The organism is Micromonospora sp. 050-3, from assembly GCF_046549335.1.
Classification (GTDB): Bacteria; Actinomycetota; Actinomycetes; order Mycobacteriales; family Micromonosporaceae; genus Micromonospora; species Micromonospora trifolii.
This window is the reverse complement of the sequence record NZ_JAJPVX010000001.1, coordinates 3,009,404-3,027,253: the sequence shown is the minus strand read 5'-3', so window position 1 is coordinate 3,027,253 and position 17,850 is coordinate 3,009,404. Positions and strand designations below refer to the sequence as shown.

At 72.1% G+C, this 17,850-nt stretch carries 13 protein-coding genes; 3 read left to right on the top strand and 10 right to left on the bottom strand.

What is annotated here, in order from left to right; genetic code table 11:
* Window positions 1–31: 31 nt before the first annotated feature.
* Window positions 32–1,357: an alpha/beta hydrolase gene (locus ACLJOK_RS13880; RefSeq protein WP_410818860.1), complete on the bottom strand. Its 1,326-nt coding sequence runs from the start codon at window positions 1,355–1,357 to the stop codon at window positions 32–34.
* Window positions 1,358–1,443: 86 nt separating this feature from the next.
* Entirely contained in the window at window positions 1,444–2,820 is a 1,377-nt protein-coding gene (locus ACLJOK_RS13875; RefSeq protein WP_410818858.1) for a serine hydrolase domain-containing protein, read from the bottom strand.
* A gap of 236 nt (window positions 2,821–3,056) precedes the next feature.
* Between ACLJOK_RS13875 and ACLJOK_RS13870 the strand changes: the two genes are divergently transcribed.
* Window positions 3,057–4,433, top strand: a complete 1,377-nt coding sequence (locus tag ACLJOK_RS13870; RefSeq protein ID WP_410818857.1) for an FAD-dependent oxidoreductase — start codon at window positions 3,057–3,059, stop codon at window positions 4,431–4,433.
* 44 nt (window positions 4,434–4,477) lie between these two features.
* Here the strand turns inward: ACLJOK_RS13870 and ACLJOK_RS13865 are convergent, their stop codons facing one another.
* The 6 genes from ACLJOK_RS13865 to ACLJOK_RS13840 form a co-directional block, all read right to left on the bottom strand.
* Complete coding sequence (locus ACLJOK_RS13865; protein WP_410818855.1) at window positions 4,478–4,954, bottom strand: heme-degrading domain-containing protein; 477 nt, start codon at window positions 4,952–4,954, stop codon at window positions 4,478–4,480.
* Between the two features lie 48 nt (window positions 4,955–5,002).
* Entirely contained in the window at window positions 5,003–6,463 is a 1,461-nt protein-coding gene (locus ACLJOK_RS13860) for an SDR family NAD(P)-dependent oxidoreductase (protein ID WP_410818853.1), read from the bottom strand.
* 131 nt (window positions 6,464–6,594) lie between these two features.
* Window positions 6,595–7,500: a siderophore-interacting protein gene (locus tag ACLJOK_RS13855; RefSeq protein WP_410818852.1), complete on the bottom strand. Its 906-nt coding sequence runs from the start codon at window positions 7,498–7,500 to the stop codon at window positions 6,595–6,597.
* Between the two features lie 26 nt (window positions 7,501–7,526).
* Window positions 7,527–9,626 (bottom strand): iron ABC transporter permease, encoded by a 2,100-nt coding sequence (locus tag ACLJOK_RS13850; RefSeq protein ID WP_410819359.1) that lies wholly within the window; start codon window positions 9,624–9,626, stop codon window positions 7,527–7,529.
* 5 nt (window positions 9,627–9,631) lie between these two features.
* Window positions 9,632–10,615: an ABC transporter substrate-binding protein gene (locus tag ACLJOK_RS13845; protein WP_410818850.1), complete on the bottom strand. Its 984-nt coding sequence runs from the start codon at window positions 10,613–10,615 to the stop codon at window positions 9,632–9,634.
* Between the two features lie 32 nt (window positions 10,616–10,647).
* Window positions 10,648–11,481, bottom strand: a complete 834-nt coding sequence (locus ACLJOK_RS13840; RefSeq protein ID WP_410818848.1) for an ABC transporter ATP-binding protein — start codon at window positions 11,479–11,481, stop codon at window positions 10,648–10,650.
* A 113-nt stretch (window positions 11,482–11,594) separates the two neighbouring features.
* Between ACLJOK_RS13840 and ACLJOK_RS13835 the strand changes: the two genes are divergently transcribed.
* The gene (locus ACLJOK_RS13835; protein ID WP_410818846.1) at window positions 11,595–14,774 is read left to right on the top strand and encodes a BTAD domain-containing putative transcriptional regulator; all 3,180 of its coding nucleotides are present in this window, start codon (window positions 11,595–11,597) and stop codon (window positions 14,772–14,774) included.
* Window position 14,775: 1 nt separating this feature from the next.
* Here the strand turns inward: ACLJOK_RS13835 and ACLJOK_RS13830 are convergent, their stop codons facing one another.
* Together ACLJOK_RS13830 and ACLJOK_RS13825 are read right to left on the bottom strand one after the other, a co-directional pair.
* Window positions 14,776–15,603: an ABC transporter permease gene (locus ACLJOK_RS13830; protein WP_410818845.1), complete on the bottom strand. Its 828-nt coding sequence runs from the start codon at window positions 15,601–15,603 to the stop codon at window positions 14,776–14,778.
* Complete coding sequence (locus ACLJOK_RS13825) at window positions 15,600–16,580, bottom strand: ATP-binding cassette domain-containing protein (RefSeq protein ID WP_410818844.1); 981 nt, start codon at window positions 16,578–16,580, stop codon at window positions 15,600–15,602. Before ACLJOK_RS13825 ends, ACLJOK_RS13830 begins: the two co-directional genes overlap by 4 nt.
* 295 nt (window positions 16,581–16,875) lie before the next feature.
* On the opposite strand from ACLJOK_RS13825, the gene ACLJOK_RS13820 reads away from it, so the two are divergent.
* Complete coding sequence (locus tag ACLJOK_RS13820) at window positions 16,876–17,817, top strand: hypothetical protein (protein ID WP_410818842.1); 942 nt, start codon at window positions 16,876–16,878, stop codon at window positions 17,815–17,817.
* Window positions 17,818–17,850: the final 33 nt, after the last annotated feature.

Genomic DNA, 17,850 nt, shown 5'->3' with positions numbered 1-17,850 from the left:
CTGCGGTGGCCGGGCCGTCCGCGAGACGCGGTCAGAAGTCGTCCACGCTGACCGTCACCCGGTCGGTGCTCGATCTCCAGTTGGGCACGTTGATCACCTCGTAGCCGCCGCCGCGTTGGCCCACGGTGATCCGTACCAGGCCGAGGTGTGCCGGCGTCGCCGGGATGAAGACGTCCATGCCGGTGATGAAGGTCTGACTGAAGAACTCCGGCAACGGGGCCGACAGGTCCGTGACGCCGTCGCTGCCGTCGTCGAAGGCGAAGATGCCGATCGTCCGCTTGACGCGCGGGGTGTTCGCCGCGTTCAGGACATCCCTGCCGTTGATCCAGAGGTGGTCGCCGGCGTCGCCCTGGTCGCCCCACCACTCCTTCTGCCGTTGGATCGTGAGCGCCGTGTGCCGGTCGCTGGTCTCGACCAGGCCGCTGAGGCCCTCGCCCGGCTCGCTGGTCGCGAGGCGTACGAACGAGGTTGAGCGGAGAAACGGCTGGAAGTAGAAGTGGTGCGTCGCGGTGCCCTGGCGGACGATGGCGAACTCGTAGCGGGCCGTGGCGAGCACCGGGAGGGGGCCGAACGAGCCGTCGCCGCCGAGTGACAGCCGATGCGCGGGCCGGTGTGACAGTCGGCCGCCGGTCAGCGGGCTGACCGGGTAGACCTCGAGGGTCGCGCCGGTGACACCGACGTTGCTCGGGAAGAGCACGGCGCGGCCGGAGACCCGGGCGGCACCGAAGAGTTGCGGCACGATCCGCGTCGTGTGGGGCGCGCTGCCCCGAAGGAAGCCGAAGATCTCGGTGAACGACTCCGCCGACGACACCGTCTGGGTGTGCGACTGGTCCGGCAGGCGCACGTTTGTCGCGCCGACGACGGCGCGGGCCGGGTCACCCTCGCCCCAGATCGCCAGTGTGGGCACACCTCCCGGCGGGGAGGTCGCGGTGCGCCCGTCCAGGTTGACGTAGTGCGCGACCCGGGCGGCACGCTCCGGCGAACTGTTGAGATAGCCCTGCGAGACGAAGGTGCCCAGCGAGTGCGCGACGAGGTCGACCCGGTCCGCGCCGGTGGCCGCCAGCAGGCGGGAGATTCGTGCGTCGAGTCCCGCGTACACCTGGGGCAGGATCGTCGCGATGTTCGGGGAGTCGTACTCGTGGGCTTCGATGATGTCGATCGGGTACCCGTTGCTGGCCAGCCGTTTGGTCTGGGTCTCGAACTGCGCCGCCGATCCCGCGCTGCCGTGTACGAAGATCACTGGACGGTACGTCGGTGGGGCGGCGGCTTCGGCGCGTGGAACGGCGACGGCGGACAGGCTGGCCGCGAGGGCGACCCCGGCCACCACGGAGAGCAGCCTCCGGCGAGATGTGTGCATCGATCCTCCACCTGGACGGACGAAGTATTTGCACTGCTAGCGCAAGTATCGTGTCAGGGTGGGGCGCGATGGTCCACACCTTCCGGTCAGTTGACCTTTGTGGCGAGCAGGTCGCCGACGGCGGCGCGGACCGGGTCGGGGTTCGACCAACTCCAGTTGGGGTGCGCGCGGTTGGTGAGCAGCGCCAGGACGAGTTTGCGGTCGGGCGCGACCAGGAGCGAGGGGCCGGCGAATCCGGTGTGGCCGAAGGTCCGGGCCGAGGTGAGCTTGCCCATGAACCAGCTCTGGTCGAGGACGACGCCGAGGCCGTGCGCCGAGGTCCGGTTGGGGCGCTCGGGGTCGATGGCGGGTTTGCCGGCGTTGTGGTTGGTGAGCATGCGGCGCACCGTCGCGGCGGCGAGGATCCGCTTGCCCTGGTGGGTGCCCTCGTTGAGGAGCAGCTGACCGATGGCCGCGAGATCGGTCGCGGAGGCGAAGATACCGGCGTGACCGGCGATGCCACCGAGGTGGTTGGCGACGTCGTCGTGGACGACGCCACGGAGCAGCCCTCGGGACGAGCGGGCATCGGTGGCGACCAGTCGGCTGGCCTTCGCGGCGGCCGACAGCCAGCTGTTCGGGTTGAAGCCGGTGTCGCGCAGGCCGAGCGGGTCGGTCAGGTTGCTCTTGAGCGCCTGGTCGAGCCGCTGGCCGGTGACCTTCTCGACGATCTTGCCGGCGACCATGAGCCCGACGCTGGAATAGCGGAACGTGTTGCCCGGCACGGCGCCGGAGACCAGCGGCGTGGTGAGCACGGCGTTCCAGCGGGCCGCGTTGTCGGGCAGACCGGTGACCTTGGCGCCGACGGGAAGGCCGCTGGTGTGGGTGAGCAGCATCTCGACCGTGACCTGCTCCTTGCCGGTGCCGGTGAAGGCGGGCAGGTAGTCGCGTACCGGGGCGCCGAGGTCGACACGCCCCTTGTCGACCTGCTGCAACAGCAGGATGGCCGTGTACACCTTGGTGACCGAGGCGAGGTCGAAGATGGAGTCCGGTCGCATCGCGATGCGCTGGTTCACCGCGAGCAGCTTCGGGCCCGCTTCATAACGCAGCGCCTCACCGACAGCGGTGCGCACCGTCACCCTTCCGCCCACCAGGACGAGAGCGACAGCACCGGGGAAACCCTTGTGTTGCACGGTCTGCGGGGTCGCGGGCAGGTGTCGCCGGAGCAGAGCGGTCACGTCCTGCGCGTAGCGGGCCTGACGCACTGGTGGGTTGCCGCCGACCCCTGCGTCCGGTGCCCTGGGCGGCGACCCGGGGTCTTCCGCCGCACCAAATCCGACCCGGCTGCCGCTGGCGCCCTTCCCGGTCGCCGCGTCGCCAGGGCCGGCCGAACCGGGGTTCGGCGCTCCGTTGTCGCGGCAACCGGCGAGAGCGGAGGTCGCGGCGGCCAGGCCGGCCCCGAGCAGAGTACGACGCGCAACGGGCATGTCGGAGATCGTGACAGCCGGCCCGACAACGTGCCACCTGACCCGTCCGAACGTCGGCTTCGTCCGACCTATTGGCCAACAGGTGGTCATCTGGCGGACACAGCCGGTTGCCATTCAGGCGGTTGTGCGACGATCGGCGGGCATCACGTCGACCGACCGTCCACCGGTCTGTCCGCGCACGGTCGCGGACAGTAACCGGGGAGGGCACACACCTCGTTACCCCCTTGGAGAGCACGATGTCCCTCTCCCCGTCCCGGGTCTTCGCAGAGCTGAACGCGACTCGACCCCCTGACCAGCCGTCCCCGACGATGGGCACCGCCGTCGTTGTCGGCGGAAGTGTCGCCGGTCTGCTGGCCGCGCGGGTGCTGTCCGACCACGCTGACACCGTCGTCATCATCGATCGGGACGACCCGCAGGTGGCCGGCGCGCGGCCCGGCGTACCCCAGGGGACACAGCTGCACGCGCTGCTGCCCGGCGGCCTCTTCCAACTGGAGCGGCTGTTTCCCGGATTCCGCGACGAGGCACTGGCGCGCGGAGCGATCGAGGCGCCGCCCGCGGCCCGGCGCAACTACCTCGACGGGCGGCTGAAGGTCGTCGTCCCCGACGACGCCGACAGTCTGGCGGGCAGTCGGCCGCTGCTGGAGGGCCTGATCCGTCAGCAGGTGCTCCGACTGCCCAACGTCAAGACGATCACCGCCCGCGCCACCGGCCTCGTGTTCGACGGCACCGCGGTCACCGGGGTCCGCTGTGAGGTCGGCGGGGTGCCCGGTGTCGAACGCGCCGACCTCGTGGTGGACGCCATGGGGCGGTCCAGCCGACTCTCGGACTGGCTGGAGCAGGCCGACTGGGACCGGCCGGTCACCCGGCGGATGACAGTGCACCTCAACTACGCGACAGCCCTGTTCCGCCGTCCGGACGTCACCCCGGCCTCGACTGTCGTGCTGGCTTTGAACACGCCGAGGATGGCGATGGACGTGGCCGGAGCCGCGTTCTTCGCGATCGAGGACGGCCGGTGGATGGCCATGATGGCCGGTTACGGCGACGACCGTCCGGGGCGTACCGCGGCGGACTTCGTCCGCCGCCTGCGCGAGCAGTTCCCACCGGAGTTCGGCGAGGTCGCCGACCAGGAAATGATCGGCGACGTCCAGACCTACCACCATGCCGACAGTCGGCGACGGGACTTCCACGCGCTCAAGCGGTTCCCGGCCGGCCTGATCAGCGTCGGTGACGCCGTAGCCTCGTTCAACCCGGTCTACGGGCAGGGCATGACGGCGGCGGCCCTGCACGCGGCCTGCCTGTCGACGTACCTTCGGTCCGGCCCGGACCTGAGGGCGCCCGCGCGCCACTACCTCGCGCTACAGAAGGTGGTGGTCGACGCCGCCTGGTCGCTCTCCACCTCGGCGGACCTGGCGTTGCCCCACGTCGACGGGCCCTACCCGCGCGGCTACCGGTTCTCCCGGTGGGCCAGCGGCCAGGTCATCGCCGCGACCGTGACGGACGTGGCGACCGCGCGGCGGTTCAACGACGTCGTCTCCATGCGCGAGCACCCGCACTCGCTGGCCCGCCCCGGCGTGCTCCTGGGCGCCCTGCGCGCCAACCGACGCGCCCGCTGAGCGAGTGACCCGGCGGCCTCGCCAGCGAGGCCGCCGGGCACCCTCTAGCGAGGGAGCTTGCGGAGGATGTCGACCACGAAACGGTGGTCGTCCAGCTGCGGCAGCCCGGAGACACCGACCCAGCCCACCACGCCAGTGCCGCGTACGCGCAGGGGCACCGCGCCCCCGGCGGCCGCGTACCGCGAGGCCGGCAGGCCGAACCGCTCGGCCAGCGTCACCTGCTTGTCCTGGCACAGCCGGGCCATGTAGAGCGAGGAGTGCTCGAACCGCATCACCACCCGCCCCTTGCGGCGCAGCCACGCGTCGTTGTCCGCCGTCGACCCCGGCAGGCCACAGTGGAACAGCTGCCGCCCGGCCCGCCACACGCCCACCGAGACCGGCAGCCGCTGCTCGGTCGCGGCGGTGACGGCGAGCATCCCCAGCTCGTACGCGTCGGTCTCGGACAGGCCCGCGAGCTCCAGCTCGTTTTCCTCGCGCAGCAGATCGTCCAGCGTCGGCCACGATTCACGGTCAGCTGACATGTTCTTCTCCTCTATGGTGCGGGCGATCATCCTCGTCGTGCGGGGCGATCACCAGGCGCAGGGCGCGTAGTCCTTCAGGAAGCAGCCGTACAGGTCCTCGCCCAGCTCGCCGCGGACGATCGGGTCGTACACCCGGGCCGCGCCGTCGACCAGGTCCAGTGGGGCGTGGAAGCCCTCGTCGGCCAGTCGCATCTTCGTCGGGTGGGGGCGTTCGTCGGTGATCCAGCCGGTGTCGACGCTGGTCATCAGGATGCCGTCGGTCAACATCTCCTCGGCGCTGGTGCGGGTCAGCATGTTCAGCGCAGCCTTGGCCATGTTGGTGTGCGGGTGCCCCGGCCCCTTGTAACCGCGGCCGAACTGGCCCTCCATCGCCGACACGTTCACCACGTACTTGCGGCGGGCCGACGCGGCGGCCATCACCGGGCGCAACCGGCTGACCAGCACGAACGGCGCGGTGACGTTGCACAGCTGCACTTCGAGCAGCTCGACCGGGTCGACCTCCTGCACCCGCTGGACCCAGCTGTTGACCGAGTCGAGGTCGGGCACGAGACCTCCGGCGTCGATGGCCGTGGACGCCGCGATCCGTTCCGGCGAGGCCGAGCCGCTGGTCAGTGCCAGCGCGGTGAGCGCGTGCGGGGTGAGCGCTGTCGACTGTGGCCCGGCGGTCAGGCTGCCCACCGGGCCGCCCTGCCCGTCCGGCTTGGCGAACGTGATCAGCTCCGGCAGCGGGCCGTCCGGCAGGGCCGCGGCCTCGGCGGCGATGAGCTGCGCGTACGCCCCGGGGGACCGGCGGACGGTCTGCGCCGCGTTGTTGATCAGGATGTCGAGAGGGCCCTGGCTGCTGACGTCGTCAGCGAGGGCGATCACCTGGGCGGGGTCGCGCAGGTCGATCCCGACGATGCGCAGCCGGTGCAGCCAGTCCGCGCTGTCGGGCATCGCGGCGAAACGGCGGACCGCGTCGTGCGGGAACCGGGTCGTCACCGTCGTGTGCGCGCCGTCGCGCAGCAGCCGCAGCGCGATGTACATGCCGATCTTGGCCCGGCCGCCGGTGAGCAGCGCACGCCGGCCGGTCAGGTCGGTGCGGGCGTCGCGGCGCTCCCGGTTCAGCGCGGCGCAGGACGGGCAGAGCTGGTGGTAGAAGGCGTCCACCTCGCGGTAGCGCTGCTTGCAGACGTAACAGCCGCGCGGGTTGTGCAGGAAGCCCGCCGTCTCGCCCGCCGCTGACGACGCGAGCGGAATGCCCTGCGTCTCGTCGTCGATCCGCCCCGGAGCGCCGGTGGCGGTGGCCTCCGTCACTGCGCGATCGGCGGCGAGGATGGCGTCCCGCCGCTCCTCCCGCCGCCGCTGCTTGATCACCTTGTAGAGCCGGGCGGTGGCCCGCTGCACCTGCACCACGTCGGGGTGGTCGGAGGGCAGCGCCTCCAACGCCTCGAAGACGCTGAGGCAGGCCTCCAGCCGGCTTCGGTCAATACCCTCTTGACCGTTTTCGGTAATGTTGTCCACCGTCATGCGTCGTTGTCTCGTCCCGTATCCCGTGCCGGCTCCAGCCGGCCCGCCCCAAGTCCGACCCGAAACGGTACGCGCCTTACGGCCTCCGACGCACCTCGCGGCCGTCCGGCGTGGTGCGCCTCGCGGCGCTGTCAGTCGGCGTCGGCGTGACCGAGCCGCCAGTAGCCCATGAAGGCCACTGCCCGCCGGTCCATTCCCCGCTCGGCGACCAGGTGCCGGCTCAGGTTACGGATGACGCCGGCCTCCCCGGCCAGCCACGCGTAGAGCGGTGCCGAGGCCACCTGCTCGGGCACCTCCCACAGGATCTCGGTGTCCACGTCCACGTCGGGCACGGGTTGGGCTGCCGCCGACGCGCCGGGGGCCAGCAGTTCCCCGGCCGCCGCGACGACGGCGGGCACCAGCCGGCTGCCGTACCCGTCGGCGCCCCGGGCCAGCCAGCGGACCTCGACGCCCGGCGGCGCGACCAGCGGCAACACGTCGGCGGCGTCGGGCACCTCCAGCACGACAGTGCCCCGGGCGTCGAGGGGGAGCCGCTCGCAGATGCTGCTGATCGCCGGCACGGCGGTCTCGTCCCCGGCCAGCAGCAGCGTGCCGCCGGTGGACTGTCGAAACTCGACTCCGCCGTGGTTGCCGTCGAAGCCGGCATCCGGCCCGACCAGGGCGATCTCGTCGCCGACGGCAGCCCGTCGAGCCCAGCGCGTCGCCGGGCCACTGTCGCCGTGCAGCACCAGGTCGACGTCGACCTCGGCCAGGTGCGGGCGGACCGCCCGCACGGTGTAGGTACGAATCGGGTTGCGCAGATGCTCGGGCAGGGCCCGCCACGTCGCGTACCAGTCCGCGCCGTCCGGCAGGGTCGCCCGGTCCTGACCGGGCAGCGGAAGCGCCAGTTTGATCCGCTGGTCGTACCCGTTGTCGGCGAAGCGGTCCAGGTCCGCCCCGGTGAAGGTCACCCGGGTGAAGGACGGGCTCAGTCGGCGTACCGCGCGGACGGTGACGGCGAACACGCGCCACGGGGCGATGGGCAGGGTCTCGGTCATGGTGCCTCTCTCGGCTCGGGCCGGCTCTACCGGGTGGTGCTCGCCACGGCGCGGGAGCGCCACAGCAGCCAGACGAAGTACGGAGTGCCGATCATGGCGGTGACCAGGCCGGCGGGGATCTGGGCCGGAGCGATGACCGTCCGACCGAGGGTGTCGGCGATGCTGACCAGCGCCGCGCCGAGCAGGGCGGCCACCGGGAGCACCCGGGAGTGCCGCCCGCCGACGAGCGCCCGCGCGGCGTGCGGGGCGACCAGACCGACGAAGCCGATGACCCCGACGGCCGAGACGGCGGTGGAGGTGAGCAGCGCCGCCGCGCCGAGCGCGATCAACCGGGTGCGTTCCAGCCGAACGCCCAGCACCCGGGGGGTGTCGTCGTCCAGCGCCATCAGGTCGAGTTCCCGGCGGGCGGCGACCACTGCCGGGGTGAGCACCAGCAGGGCGATCAGCACCGGCAGCACCTGGGTGGGCATCCGACCGTAGGTGGAGCCGGACAGCCAGGTCAACGCCTTCCCGGTGTTCCACGGATCGAAGGCGACGACCAGGTAGGTGATGACAGCCATGCCGCCCTGCCAGGCGCCGAAACCGATCAGCACCAGTCGGTCGGAGCTCAGTCCGCCGCGCCAGGCCAGGCCGTAGACCAGGGCGAACGCCACCATCGCGCCGAGCCCGGCGACGCCGGAGACGGCCCACACCCCGGCCAGCGGCACGAAGGTGAGCAGGGAGACCGCGCCGAGCCCGGCGCCGGCGGTGATGCCGAGGATGCCGGGTTCGGCCAGCGGATTGCGGCAGACCGCCTGCACCGTGGTGCCGGCGACCGCGAGCGCCGCGCCGGCCAGGACCGCCGCGGCGACGCGCGGCCACCGCTGGTCCAGCACGAAGGTGTACGCGGGCCCGGTGGTGCCGTTGACCCAGTTGACCACGTCACCGAGCAGCACCCAGGTGTCACCGGCGAGCATGCCGACCGCCACGGCGCAGACGGTCAGGACTGCGGTGGTGGCGACGACGCCGCGGTGGAAGGCGGCGGAGCGGACGGCCGCGTGCCCGCCGGGCGGACGGCGGGTGGGTCCGGCGTCGCGGTGCCGGCGGGCCAGCCAGATGAGGATCGCCGCGCCGAACAGGGTGGTGACCACACCGGTGGGGATGTCGACCCCGGCCTGCCCGCCCATCACGGCCCGCAGCAGCACGTCGGAGCCGAGCACGATGATGACTCCGGCGATGCCGGACAACGGCAGCAGGATGCGGTGCCGGTGCACGCCCGGCACCACTGGGGCGAGCAGCCGGACGATCACCGGTGCGCACAGGCCGACGAAGCCGACCGGGCCGGTGAGGGTGACGGCCGCGGCGGAGAGCAGCACGGCCAGCACCATGACGGTGAGCCGGGTACGTCGCACGTCGAGGCCGAGCACTGTGGCGGTGTCGTCGCCGAGGGCGAGGATGTCGAGGCGGTGCCCGAGCAGCACGAGCACGACGGCGGCGCCGACGATCACCGGAGCGAGTTGGGTCAGCGCGGTCAGGTCGCTCTGCACCAACGAGCCATTCCCCCAGGCGAACAACCCGATGGTGGCCTGCTCGAACAGGAGTAGCAGCAGGGTGGTCACCGAGCCGAGCGCCAGCGCGGTCGCCGAGCCGGCGAGGATCAGCCGGGTGGTGCCGGCCTGCCCACCGGAGGACATCGCCATCACCAGGCCGGCGGCGGCCAGCCCGCCGCAGAAGGCGAGACCGCCGGCGGGCAGCGCGGGCAGCGAGACGCCGAACGCGGCGACGGCGACGATCGCCAGGTGGGCGCCCGCGTTGACCGCGAGGGTGTCGGGGGAGGCGAGCGGGTTGCGGGCGATCGACTGCAACGCCGCCCCGGCGAACCCGAGCGCCACGCCGATGGCCAGCCCGGCGAGCAGCCGGGGCAGCCGGGACGCGATCAGGACGCGGGCCGCCTCGTCGTCGGCGCCGGTGGCGAGCCGCAGCAGGTCGAGGGCGCCGACGTTCGAGGTGCCCTGGGTGAGGTGCACCGCGCCGACCACGAGCAGCAGCAGGATCGCGGCGACGAAGACGCCGGCGACGCGGGGCACGGCCAGGCGTCCGCCCGGAGCTGGTTGGGTGGCCGGCTCCGGGCGTGGGGGCGCGATCAGCACGCTCACACCGTGTACGTCTTGACGAGCTCGTCGATGTACTGCTTGCCCGAGAGCGGACCGCCGAAGGTCCAGATGCCGTTGGGCATCTTGTGCAGGTTGCCCTTCTGCACGAAGGGCAGCGACTTCCAGATGGCGTTGCCGGCGAGACCGTCGGCGAACACGTCGTCGCCGTCGGAGGCGTTGTAGAAGAGGTGCATGTTCGGGTTCTTGAGGACCGTCATGCCCTCGACGTCGGTCTGGCCCAGGCCCCACACCTCATCGGTCTTGCCGGTCCAGGCGTTGGTGAGGCCGAGCTGAATGCCGATCTGGGAGACCAGCGCGCCCTTGCCGAACATCCGGATGCTGACGGTGCTGCCCTCCTTCCAGCCGTCGGCGATGGCGAACGGTCGGCCGGCGGCACCCGCGTCGGCGATCTTCTTCTTGCCGTCGGCGATGGCCGCGTCGAAGTCGGCGAGCAACTTTTCCGCCTCGGTGGTCTTGCCGACCGCCTTCGCGATCATGTTGAGGTCGGTGCGCATCCGGCCGAGGTTGTCGGTGGCGTCACTGCCCTTGGCGACCACCACCGGCACGAACTTCTCGAGCTGACTGACCATGTTGGCGCCCCGGTCGTCCTCCATCACGACGAGGTCGGGCTGGAGGGCGACGATCGCGTCGACGCTGGGCTCGCCGCGTGCGCCGACGTCCTTGACGCTCGGGTCGAGCTTCGCGGAGGTGACCCAGGTGCCGTAGCCCTTGGGGTCGGCGACACCGACGGGCATGACGCCCAGGCTGACCAGCAACTCGGTCTCGCCCCACTCAAGCCCGACGACCTTGGTCGCCGGCGCCTTGAGGGTGATCTCCTTGCCCCGGCTGTCGGTGACGGTGACCGGGCCGCCGACCGCCGAGGCGGAGGTGTCGGGGGTCGCGGCGTTCTCGGTGGTGCCGCAGGCGCCGAGCGTCAGCGCGGCCGCGACGGCGATGAGGGCGGTGAAACGGGTACGGGTCATGACGGTCTTTCTCTGCTGTGGATGGGGGTGGTTCAGACCAGGGCGCGGATCTGGTGCCGCCCGACGGGGCGGGTGGTGACCAGCCCGCTGATCGGATCGGTGGTCACCTCGATGCGGATCCCGTAGGTCTCGGTGAGGGCGTTCTCGGTGAACACCGTTGCCGGGGTGCCGGTGGCGCGGACCCGGCCCTGCTGCAACAGGACCACCTCGTCCGCCACGGCGGCTGCCTGGTTGAGGTCGTGCAGCACGACGCCGACGGCGACGCCGTGATCGTCCGCGAGGTCACGGACCAGGTCGAGGATCTCCACCTGGTAGCGCAGGTCGAGGAACGTGGTGGGTTCGTCGAGGAGCAGGACCGGGGTGTCCTGGGCGAGGCAGGTGGCCAACCAGACCCGCTGCAACTCGCCTCCGGAGAGTTCGTCGACGGGACGGTCGGCCATCGCGGCGACGCCGGTGACGTCCATGGCGCGTGCGATGGCGGCGGGACCGTCCGGATCCTCGGTGCGCCAGCGCCCCCGGTAGGGGTGGCGGCCGTAGCCGACGACGTCGCGGACGGTGACGCCGCTGGGCACCGGCCGGCTCTGGGCGAGCAGTGTGACCCGCCGGGCGAACTCCCGGGCCGCGAGGCTGGCGGCCGTGACGCCGTCGGCGAGGTGCACGATTCCAGCCTCGATCGGGTGCAGCCGGGCCAGAGCCCGGAGCAGGGTGGACTTGCCGCTGCCGTTCGGCCCCACCAGTGCGGTGACGGCACCCGGGCGGAGGTCGATCACCGCATCGTGCACCACCGGCACACCGTGATAGCCCAGCCGGAGGTCGACGCCGGACAGGCTGCGCTCCCCGTTGACCGACGCCAACTCGTTCTGCATGAGGTTAGGCTAACCTAACCGAATGACGGCCTGTCAAGCCGGTCGCGGGGCCTTGACCGGCCTACCGGACCGGTGGTCGTCGGGCCCGAGCGCGCGTGGGGGATGCTGGGTCCGTGCACATCGCGACCCTCGGCCCACTCGCCGTCGACGGCCAGCCCGTTCGGGGTGAGCGGCTCGCGGCGGTGCTCCGCGCGCTCGTCGACGCGCGGGGACGGGCGGTTTCCGTGAGCCTGCTCGTGGACGCCGTCTGGGACGGCGCGCCACCCGACGACGCGACCGGCGCCATCCAGGCGCTCGTGTCCCGGGTGCGCCGTCTCGGGCTGACCGTGGTCGCCATGCCGGGCGGATACCGGCTGCCCGCCGAGGAGATCACCGTCGACGCGGTCGAGGCGCGCGCGCTCGTCGATCAGGCCGGCACAGTGCTCCGGTGCGGCGACCTCCGTGCCGCCCGTGCCCTGGCCGATCAGGCGAGGGCCCTGTTCCCCGAGGTGCCGGAGCTGGTCAGCGCCGAGGACACCCGCCTGTTCGCGGAGGTCGCCGCGCTGCGCGCGCAGGCGGCACTCGCCGGCGTGGGCCCGTTCGACGAGGTCGACCTGGGCCGACTCGTCGCGCGGACACCGCCGGACGAGCCGTCGGCCGCCCTGCTCGTCCGGGTGCTGGCCGCGCAGGGGCGGGAGGCGGAGGCGCTGGAGGTGGTCGAGCGGCTGCGCGCCGACCTGGCCGACCGGTACGGCACCGACCCGTCGCCCGTGATCACCACCGTCCACCTGGCACTGCTGCGCGGCGAACTCACCGCACCGCCCGTCGCGGCGCCGCCCCGGCAACCGGCGCGGATCACGCTGCCCGCCGCGTGGCGCCGTCCCATGGCCGCCCTCGTCGGGCGGGAGCGGGACGTGAAGGCCGTCACCGACGCGCTCGCCGAGACACCTGTCGTGACGATCGTGGCGACCGGCGGGGCGGGCAAGACCCGGCTCGCCGCCGAGGTGGCCAGGCGCACGGCGGCGGGTGGGCGGGCGGTACGCGTGATCGAACTCGCTGGCCTGCGCTCGCCCGACGAGGTACTGCCCACTGTGCTCGCCGCGCTCGGCGGCGCGGACACCACGGCCACCGGCGGCAACCTGGGTCTGGAACGGCGGGTCCTCAGTCCCGAGGAGCGGCTGCGCGCCGTCGCGCCCGATCTGGACGGGCTGGTGGTGCTGGACAACTGCGAACACGTGCTCGACGCGGTGGCCGTCGTCGTCGCGGACCTGGTCGCGGCGGCCTCGCCGGAGGTCGCGGTGCTCGCGACGAGCCGCGCCCCACTGGGCCTGGTCGGCGAGCTGGTGCACCGACTGACCGCGTTGCCCGACGCCGATGCGCTCGCGCTGGTCGAGTCTCGGGCACGGGCCGGCGGCGCCGTACCGACCTGGGACACCGAGCGGGCGCTCGCCCTGTGCCACCGGCTCGACAACCTGCCGTTGGCGCTCGAACTGGCCGCCGCGCGACTGCGGCACATGCCGATCGACGACGTGCTCGCCGGGCTGACCGACCGGTTCGCGCTGCTCGACGACGCCCTGCGCGGCCTGCCCGAGCGGCACGCGAGCCTGTGGGCGCTTGTCGACTGGAGCAGGGAACTGCTCGCCGAGGCCGACCGGGACCTGCTCCAGCGGGTCGCTGTCATTCCCGCGCCGTTCACCGCGGACCTCGCCGCCGCCGTCGCGCAGGCCCCGGACGTCCGTCGCGGCCTGGCGACCCTCGTCGAACAGTCCCTGTTGACCCTGGTCGAGGGGGACGGTCCGCCGCGCTACCGCATGCTCGAAACGGTCCGTGAGTACGGCGAGGCCCGGCTGGACGCGGCCGGCGCCCGGGATCAGGCCATGGCCGGCCTGGTCCGGTGGGCGCGGGAGCAGGCCGTCGCATTGGCCGCCCGCTTCATCGGCCCCGGCCAGGTCGAGGCGCTGCACCGTTGCGCCGCCGAACAGGACAACCTGGTAGCGGGCCTGCGGTGGGCGATGGCAGTGGACGACGAGCCCGCCGCCGTCGACGTCGCAAGGGCGTTGTTTCACCTCTGGTCGGTGCGGGGCCTGCACCTGGAGGTTCTCGCCTGGGCGCGCGGGCTGCTGCACATCGACGACCCACAGCGGCGGCTGCGGTCGGCGATCCTGCGCGGCGCGGCCAGCGGCCGGCCGCTGCCCGACGCCGACCGGCTGGCCTGGACGTGCGTGGTGATCAGCGTGAACGCCGGCGTCAGCGCCGACCTGCGGCCCGCCGTGCTCGCCCGGCGGGCCCTGCGGACGCTCCAGGCCGAACGTCCCGCCGAGGTGTCGCCCCGGCTGACTGCACTCGCGTCGGCGCTGCCCGGCTTCGACGCGTCCGATCTGGAGCAGAGCCTGAAGAGCGCGACCGAGATGGTCGCGCACCCGGACCCGTACGTGCAGGGGCTGGGGCTGTTCGCGCGCGCGGCGGTACGGGAGAACGGCGGCCTGCCGGAGGCGTCGATCGGCGACGCCGAGCAGGCGTACCACCGCTTCGAGGCCGCCGGCGACCACTGGGGCATGGCGATGGCGGCGGGTGCCGTCGGGCAGTTCCTGGTTCCGGGCGGGGATGCCCGGTCGGCCGAGTGGCTGACCCGCAGCGTCCGGCACATGGAGTTGGTCGGCGCCACGCAGGACGCGCGGTCGATCCGGGTCCGGCTGGACGTGCAGCTCGCCCTGGGCGGCGACGCGGACGCGGAGCGGCGACTGGGCGAGACGGCCGCGCTGGGCCAGGCCGAGCAGATGGACGCCGCGCAGGCGCTCCTCGGCCTGGCGCACCTCGCCTGGCTGCGTGAGCGCTACGACGAGGCGCTCGCCCACGCCGACGAGGTGACGCGCGTCCTCGCCGGCTGGGTCGGGCCGCAGCCGCAGCCGCGCGTGATGCTCCGGGTCACGGCGGCGATCATCTACCTGCGGGTGGCCCAGGTTGGGCGGGTGTCGGGTAGCGACGCGACCGTCCAGGCGGTCGCGATGCTGTCGCTCGCCCGGGACGACGCGCTGACCTCGCGGGACCTGCCGGTGATCGGGGCGTGGGCGTCGGGCGGCGCGGAGTTCGCGGCGTACCGGGGTGACGTCGACACCGCCCGCGAGCTGGCCGTACTCGCGAAGCGGATCGGCAACCAGATCGAGATGTTCTTCCCCTTTGAAAACGGCGAACGGCTCAACGCCATCCTCGGGAACGAGGAGCAGCGTGAGCCGTTGCTGGCCGCGTGGCGCGAGCGGCCACCCGCCGCGGTCGTCAGCCGGATCCGCGAGGTGATGGACGACCTGCTCGCCTGACTCAGATCTTCTTGCGGTACGCCCGCAGCGCCAGCGGCATGAACACCGCAACGAAGCCGGCGCACCAGGCGAGCGTCCACCACACGTGGTTGCCCAGTGGGGTGCCGAGGAACAGCCCGCGTACCGACGCCACCAGGTGGGTCATCGGGTTGACGTCCACGAACGCCTGCATCCAGCCCGGCAGGGTGTCGGCGCCGACGAACACGTTGGACGCGAAGCTCAGCGGCATGATCAACGCGAACATCACGCCCTGCACAGCGCCCGCGGTCCGCACCTTCATCGACACCAGCACCGGCAGCCAGCTCAGGCATAGCGCGAACAGCACAGCGAGCAGACACCCGGCGATCGCCCGGAACGGGTCGGTGTCGATCCGGAAACCCATCACGTAGCCGATCGCGAGGGTCGACACGGTGACGATGACGTACCGGACGACGTCGCCGAGGACCGCGCCGACCAGTGGTGCGGAGCGGGGGATCGGCAACGACCGGAAACGGTCGAAGATGCCCTTGGCGATGTCGGTGTTGAGGTTGACGCCGATCGCGATGGCACCGGTCGCGATCGTCTGCGCCAGGATGCCGGGCAGCAGGAACTGAAGGTAGTCGTGGGTCGAGCCGGCGACGGCGCCGCCGAAGACGTACACGAAGATGATGAGGAACAGCACCGGTTGCAGTGTGACGTCGATGAGCGCCTCGGGCGTACGCCAGGTCTTGATGAGGCTGCGCTTGGCGAGCGCCAACGAGTGCCGGACCAGCCGGAACGGCCGAGGATTCGGCGCGGTTGTCGAGAGTGCGCGGCTTCTCGGGGGCGCTGTGTCGGTCAGAGTGCTCATGCCGCGACCTCCGTGGGGCGGGTGGTGTCGTCTTCCGATGCCGTACGCCCGGTGAGGGTGAAGAACACCTCGTCGAGGCTCGGCAGGTGCAGGGAGAGTTCGGTGACCGCGATGCCGGCCGTGGCGAACCGCGCGACGCTCTCGGTCAGGGCCGCGTCGTCGGTGACCGGCACCGCGAGCACGCCCTTGCGGATCTCGTCGGCCTGCGCGCCGGAGCCGACCTGGGTCAGGATCTCCGCGGTGCGGGGCAGCTGAGCCGGATCAGACGGCCGGACCTCCAGGGTCTGCCCGCCGACCACCCGCTTGAGGCCTTCGGGGGTGTCGTGCGCGATGACCCGGCCGTGGTCGATCACCGTGATCGCGTCGGCGAGCGCGTCGGCCTCCTCCAGGTACTGGGTGGTGAGCAGCACCGTCGAGCCGTTGTTGACAAGCGTTCGGACCACGTCCCACATGTCCTCGCGCTTGGCCGGGTCGAGCCCGGTCGTCGGCTCGTCCAGGAAGATCACGTCGGGGGAGCCGACGAGGCTGGCGGCCAGGTCCAGCCGTCGCCGCATGCCCCCGGAGTAGGTCTTGGCCTGACGGTTCGCGGCATCGGTCAGGTCGAACCAGTCGAGCAACTCGGCCGCCCGTCGCCGGGCGCCGGTGCGACCCAGCTCCAGCAGGGTGCCGAACAGCTCCAGGTTCTGCCGCCCGGTCAGGTCCTCGTCGACCGAGGCGTACTGGCCGGTGAGGCCGATACTCTGCCGAACGCGCTCGGCGTCCCGTACCACGTCGAAACCGGCGATTCGGGCGGTCCCGCCGTCCGGGGTGAGCAGTGTTGAAAGGATGCGCACCGCGGTGGTCTTGCCGGCGCCGTTGGGCCCCAGCACCCCGAGCACCGTGCCGCGGGGTACGGCGAGGTCCACGCCCTGTAGCGCCCTCGTCTTCCCAAATGTCTTCACGAGGCCCTCGGCCTCGATCACCAGGTCAGCTGTCATGCGCCCAGTCTGCGCGGGCCCGCTGACACCGCCCCGACACGCCACCGACACCGGCTGACACGGGCTGACACCGGGGCCGAGAGGGAGGGCGGCCAGGATGTGCACATCCACACCGACGGCCGGCGTCACGATATGCTGGCCACGGCAGAGCGCCTGCCAGCGCCCGATGTGGCGGCCCACGCCTGACCACATGCTTGGGGCCAAGAGTCTCCGACTCCGCGCCGATGTGTCGACTTCCGGCGTGCCGGTCACGCCGCCCGTTCGGTGGAGTGCGTGGGGCTGCACCGGAGGCGTCATGTCTGATTCCACCCCCCGACGGACCCCGGCCCCGGGGCGCGCCCGCAAGCGCGCCATCCGTGAACATGCCGCTCGGGCTGGTGTCGCCTACTCGGAGGCTGCCCGGCAACTTGAGGCGGTCGGCCTTTGGCCCGGCGAAACCCTTTCCAGGTACGGGCGGACGATCTATCCGATCGGGTTCGACCCGCATCGCCAACTGCTCGTCGAACGTCGTGAGCGGCGGTCGTTCGAGGAGCGGGTGTTGGACAGCAGGCGGGCCGCGGTCCTGCCTCATGGCCGCGCGCGGCACCTCGTCGAGCGGTTTCCGCCCAGCCGTGGGCGTACCGGCAGCGGGGTGGGCTCGCTCTATCACGGTGAGGGCCGCGAGGAACTACTCGCGATGCTGTACATCGTGATCGTGGCCGAGTCGCCAGGGTTGCTGCCCGAGGTGGGGGACCTCGCCTGGATCGCGGAACTCGGCGAGGACACCGCGCTCGACACGGCCTGCGCCGAAATCGACCGGGAGGCCCGCCGCCTGCTCGACCAGGAGCCCCTGGCCCTCTGGTCGAGCATCCAAGGGGCGCTGACCGTGGCCGAACGCAGCGTGGACGGGCAGGTCCGCCAGGAGGCGATCCGACAGACCGCGCTGTTGAGCACGATGATGACGCCGCGTCTGGGGTACGCGGGCGAGCCGTACGTACCGGGGCTGCCTGTCGCCGGTGTCCGGCAGATCCTCGACGCGCTGCTCATCGTCGCCGACGACGGACACGCGCCGGGCACCCGCGTACGCCTGCTCACGCAGCCGCACCACGGGCGGACGGCCACGATCATCGGTGCCCGGTGGGGTCGGTCAGGTCCGCCGGTGGGCTATCTCGTGTGGCTCGACGGGGCGACGGCACCACTGTCGGCCCACCCCGACGACCTGATTGTCCTGGCTGACCAGGAGACGCTTCCTCGGTGAGCGAGGGACCGGACCCGGCCTGCCGACAGGCAC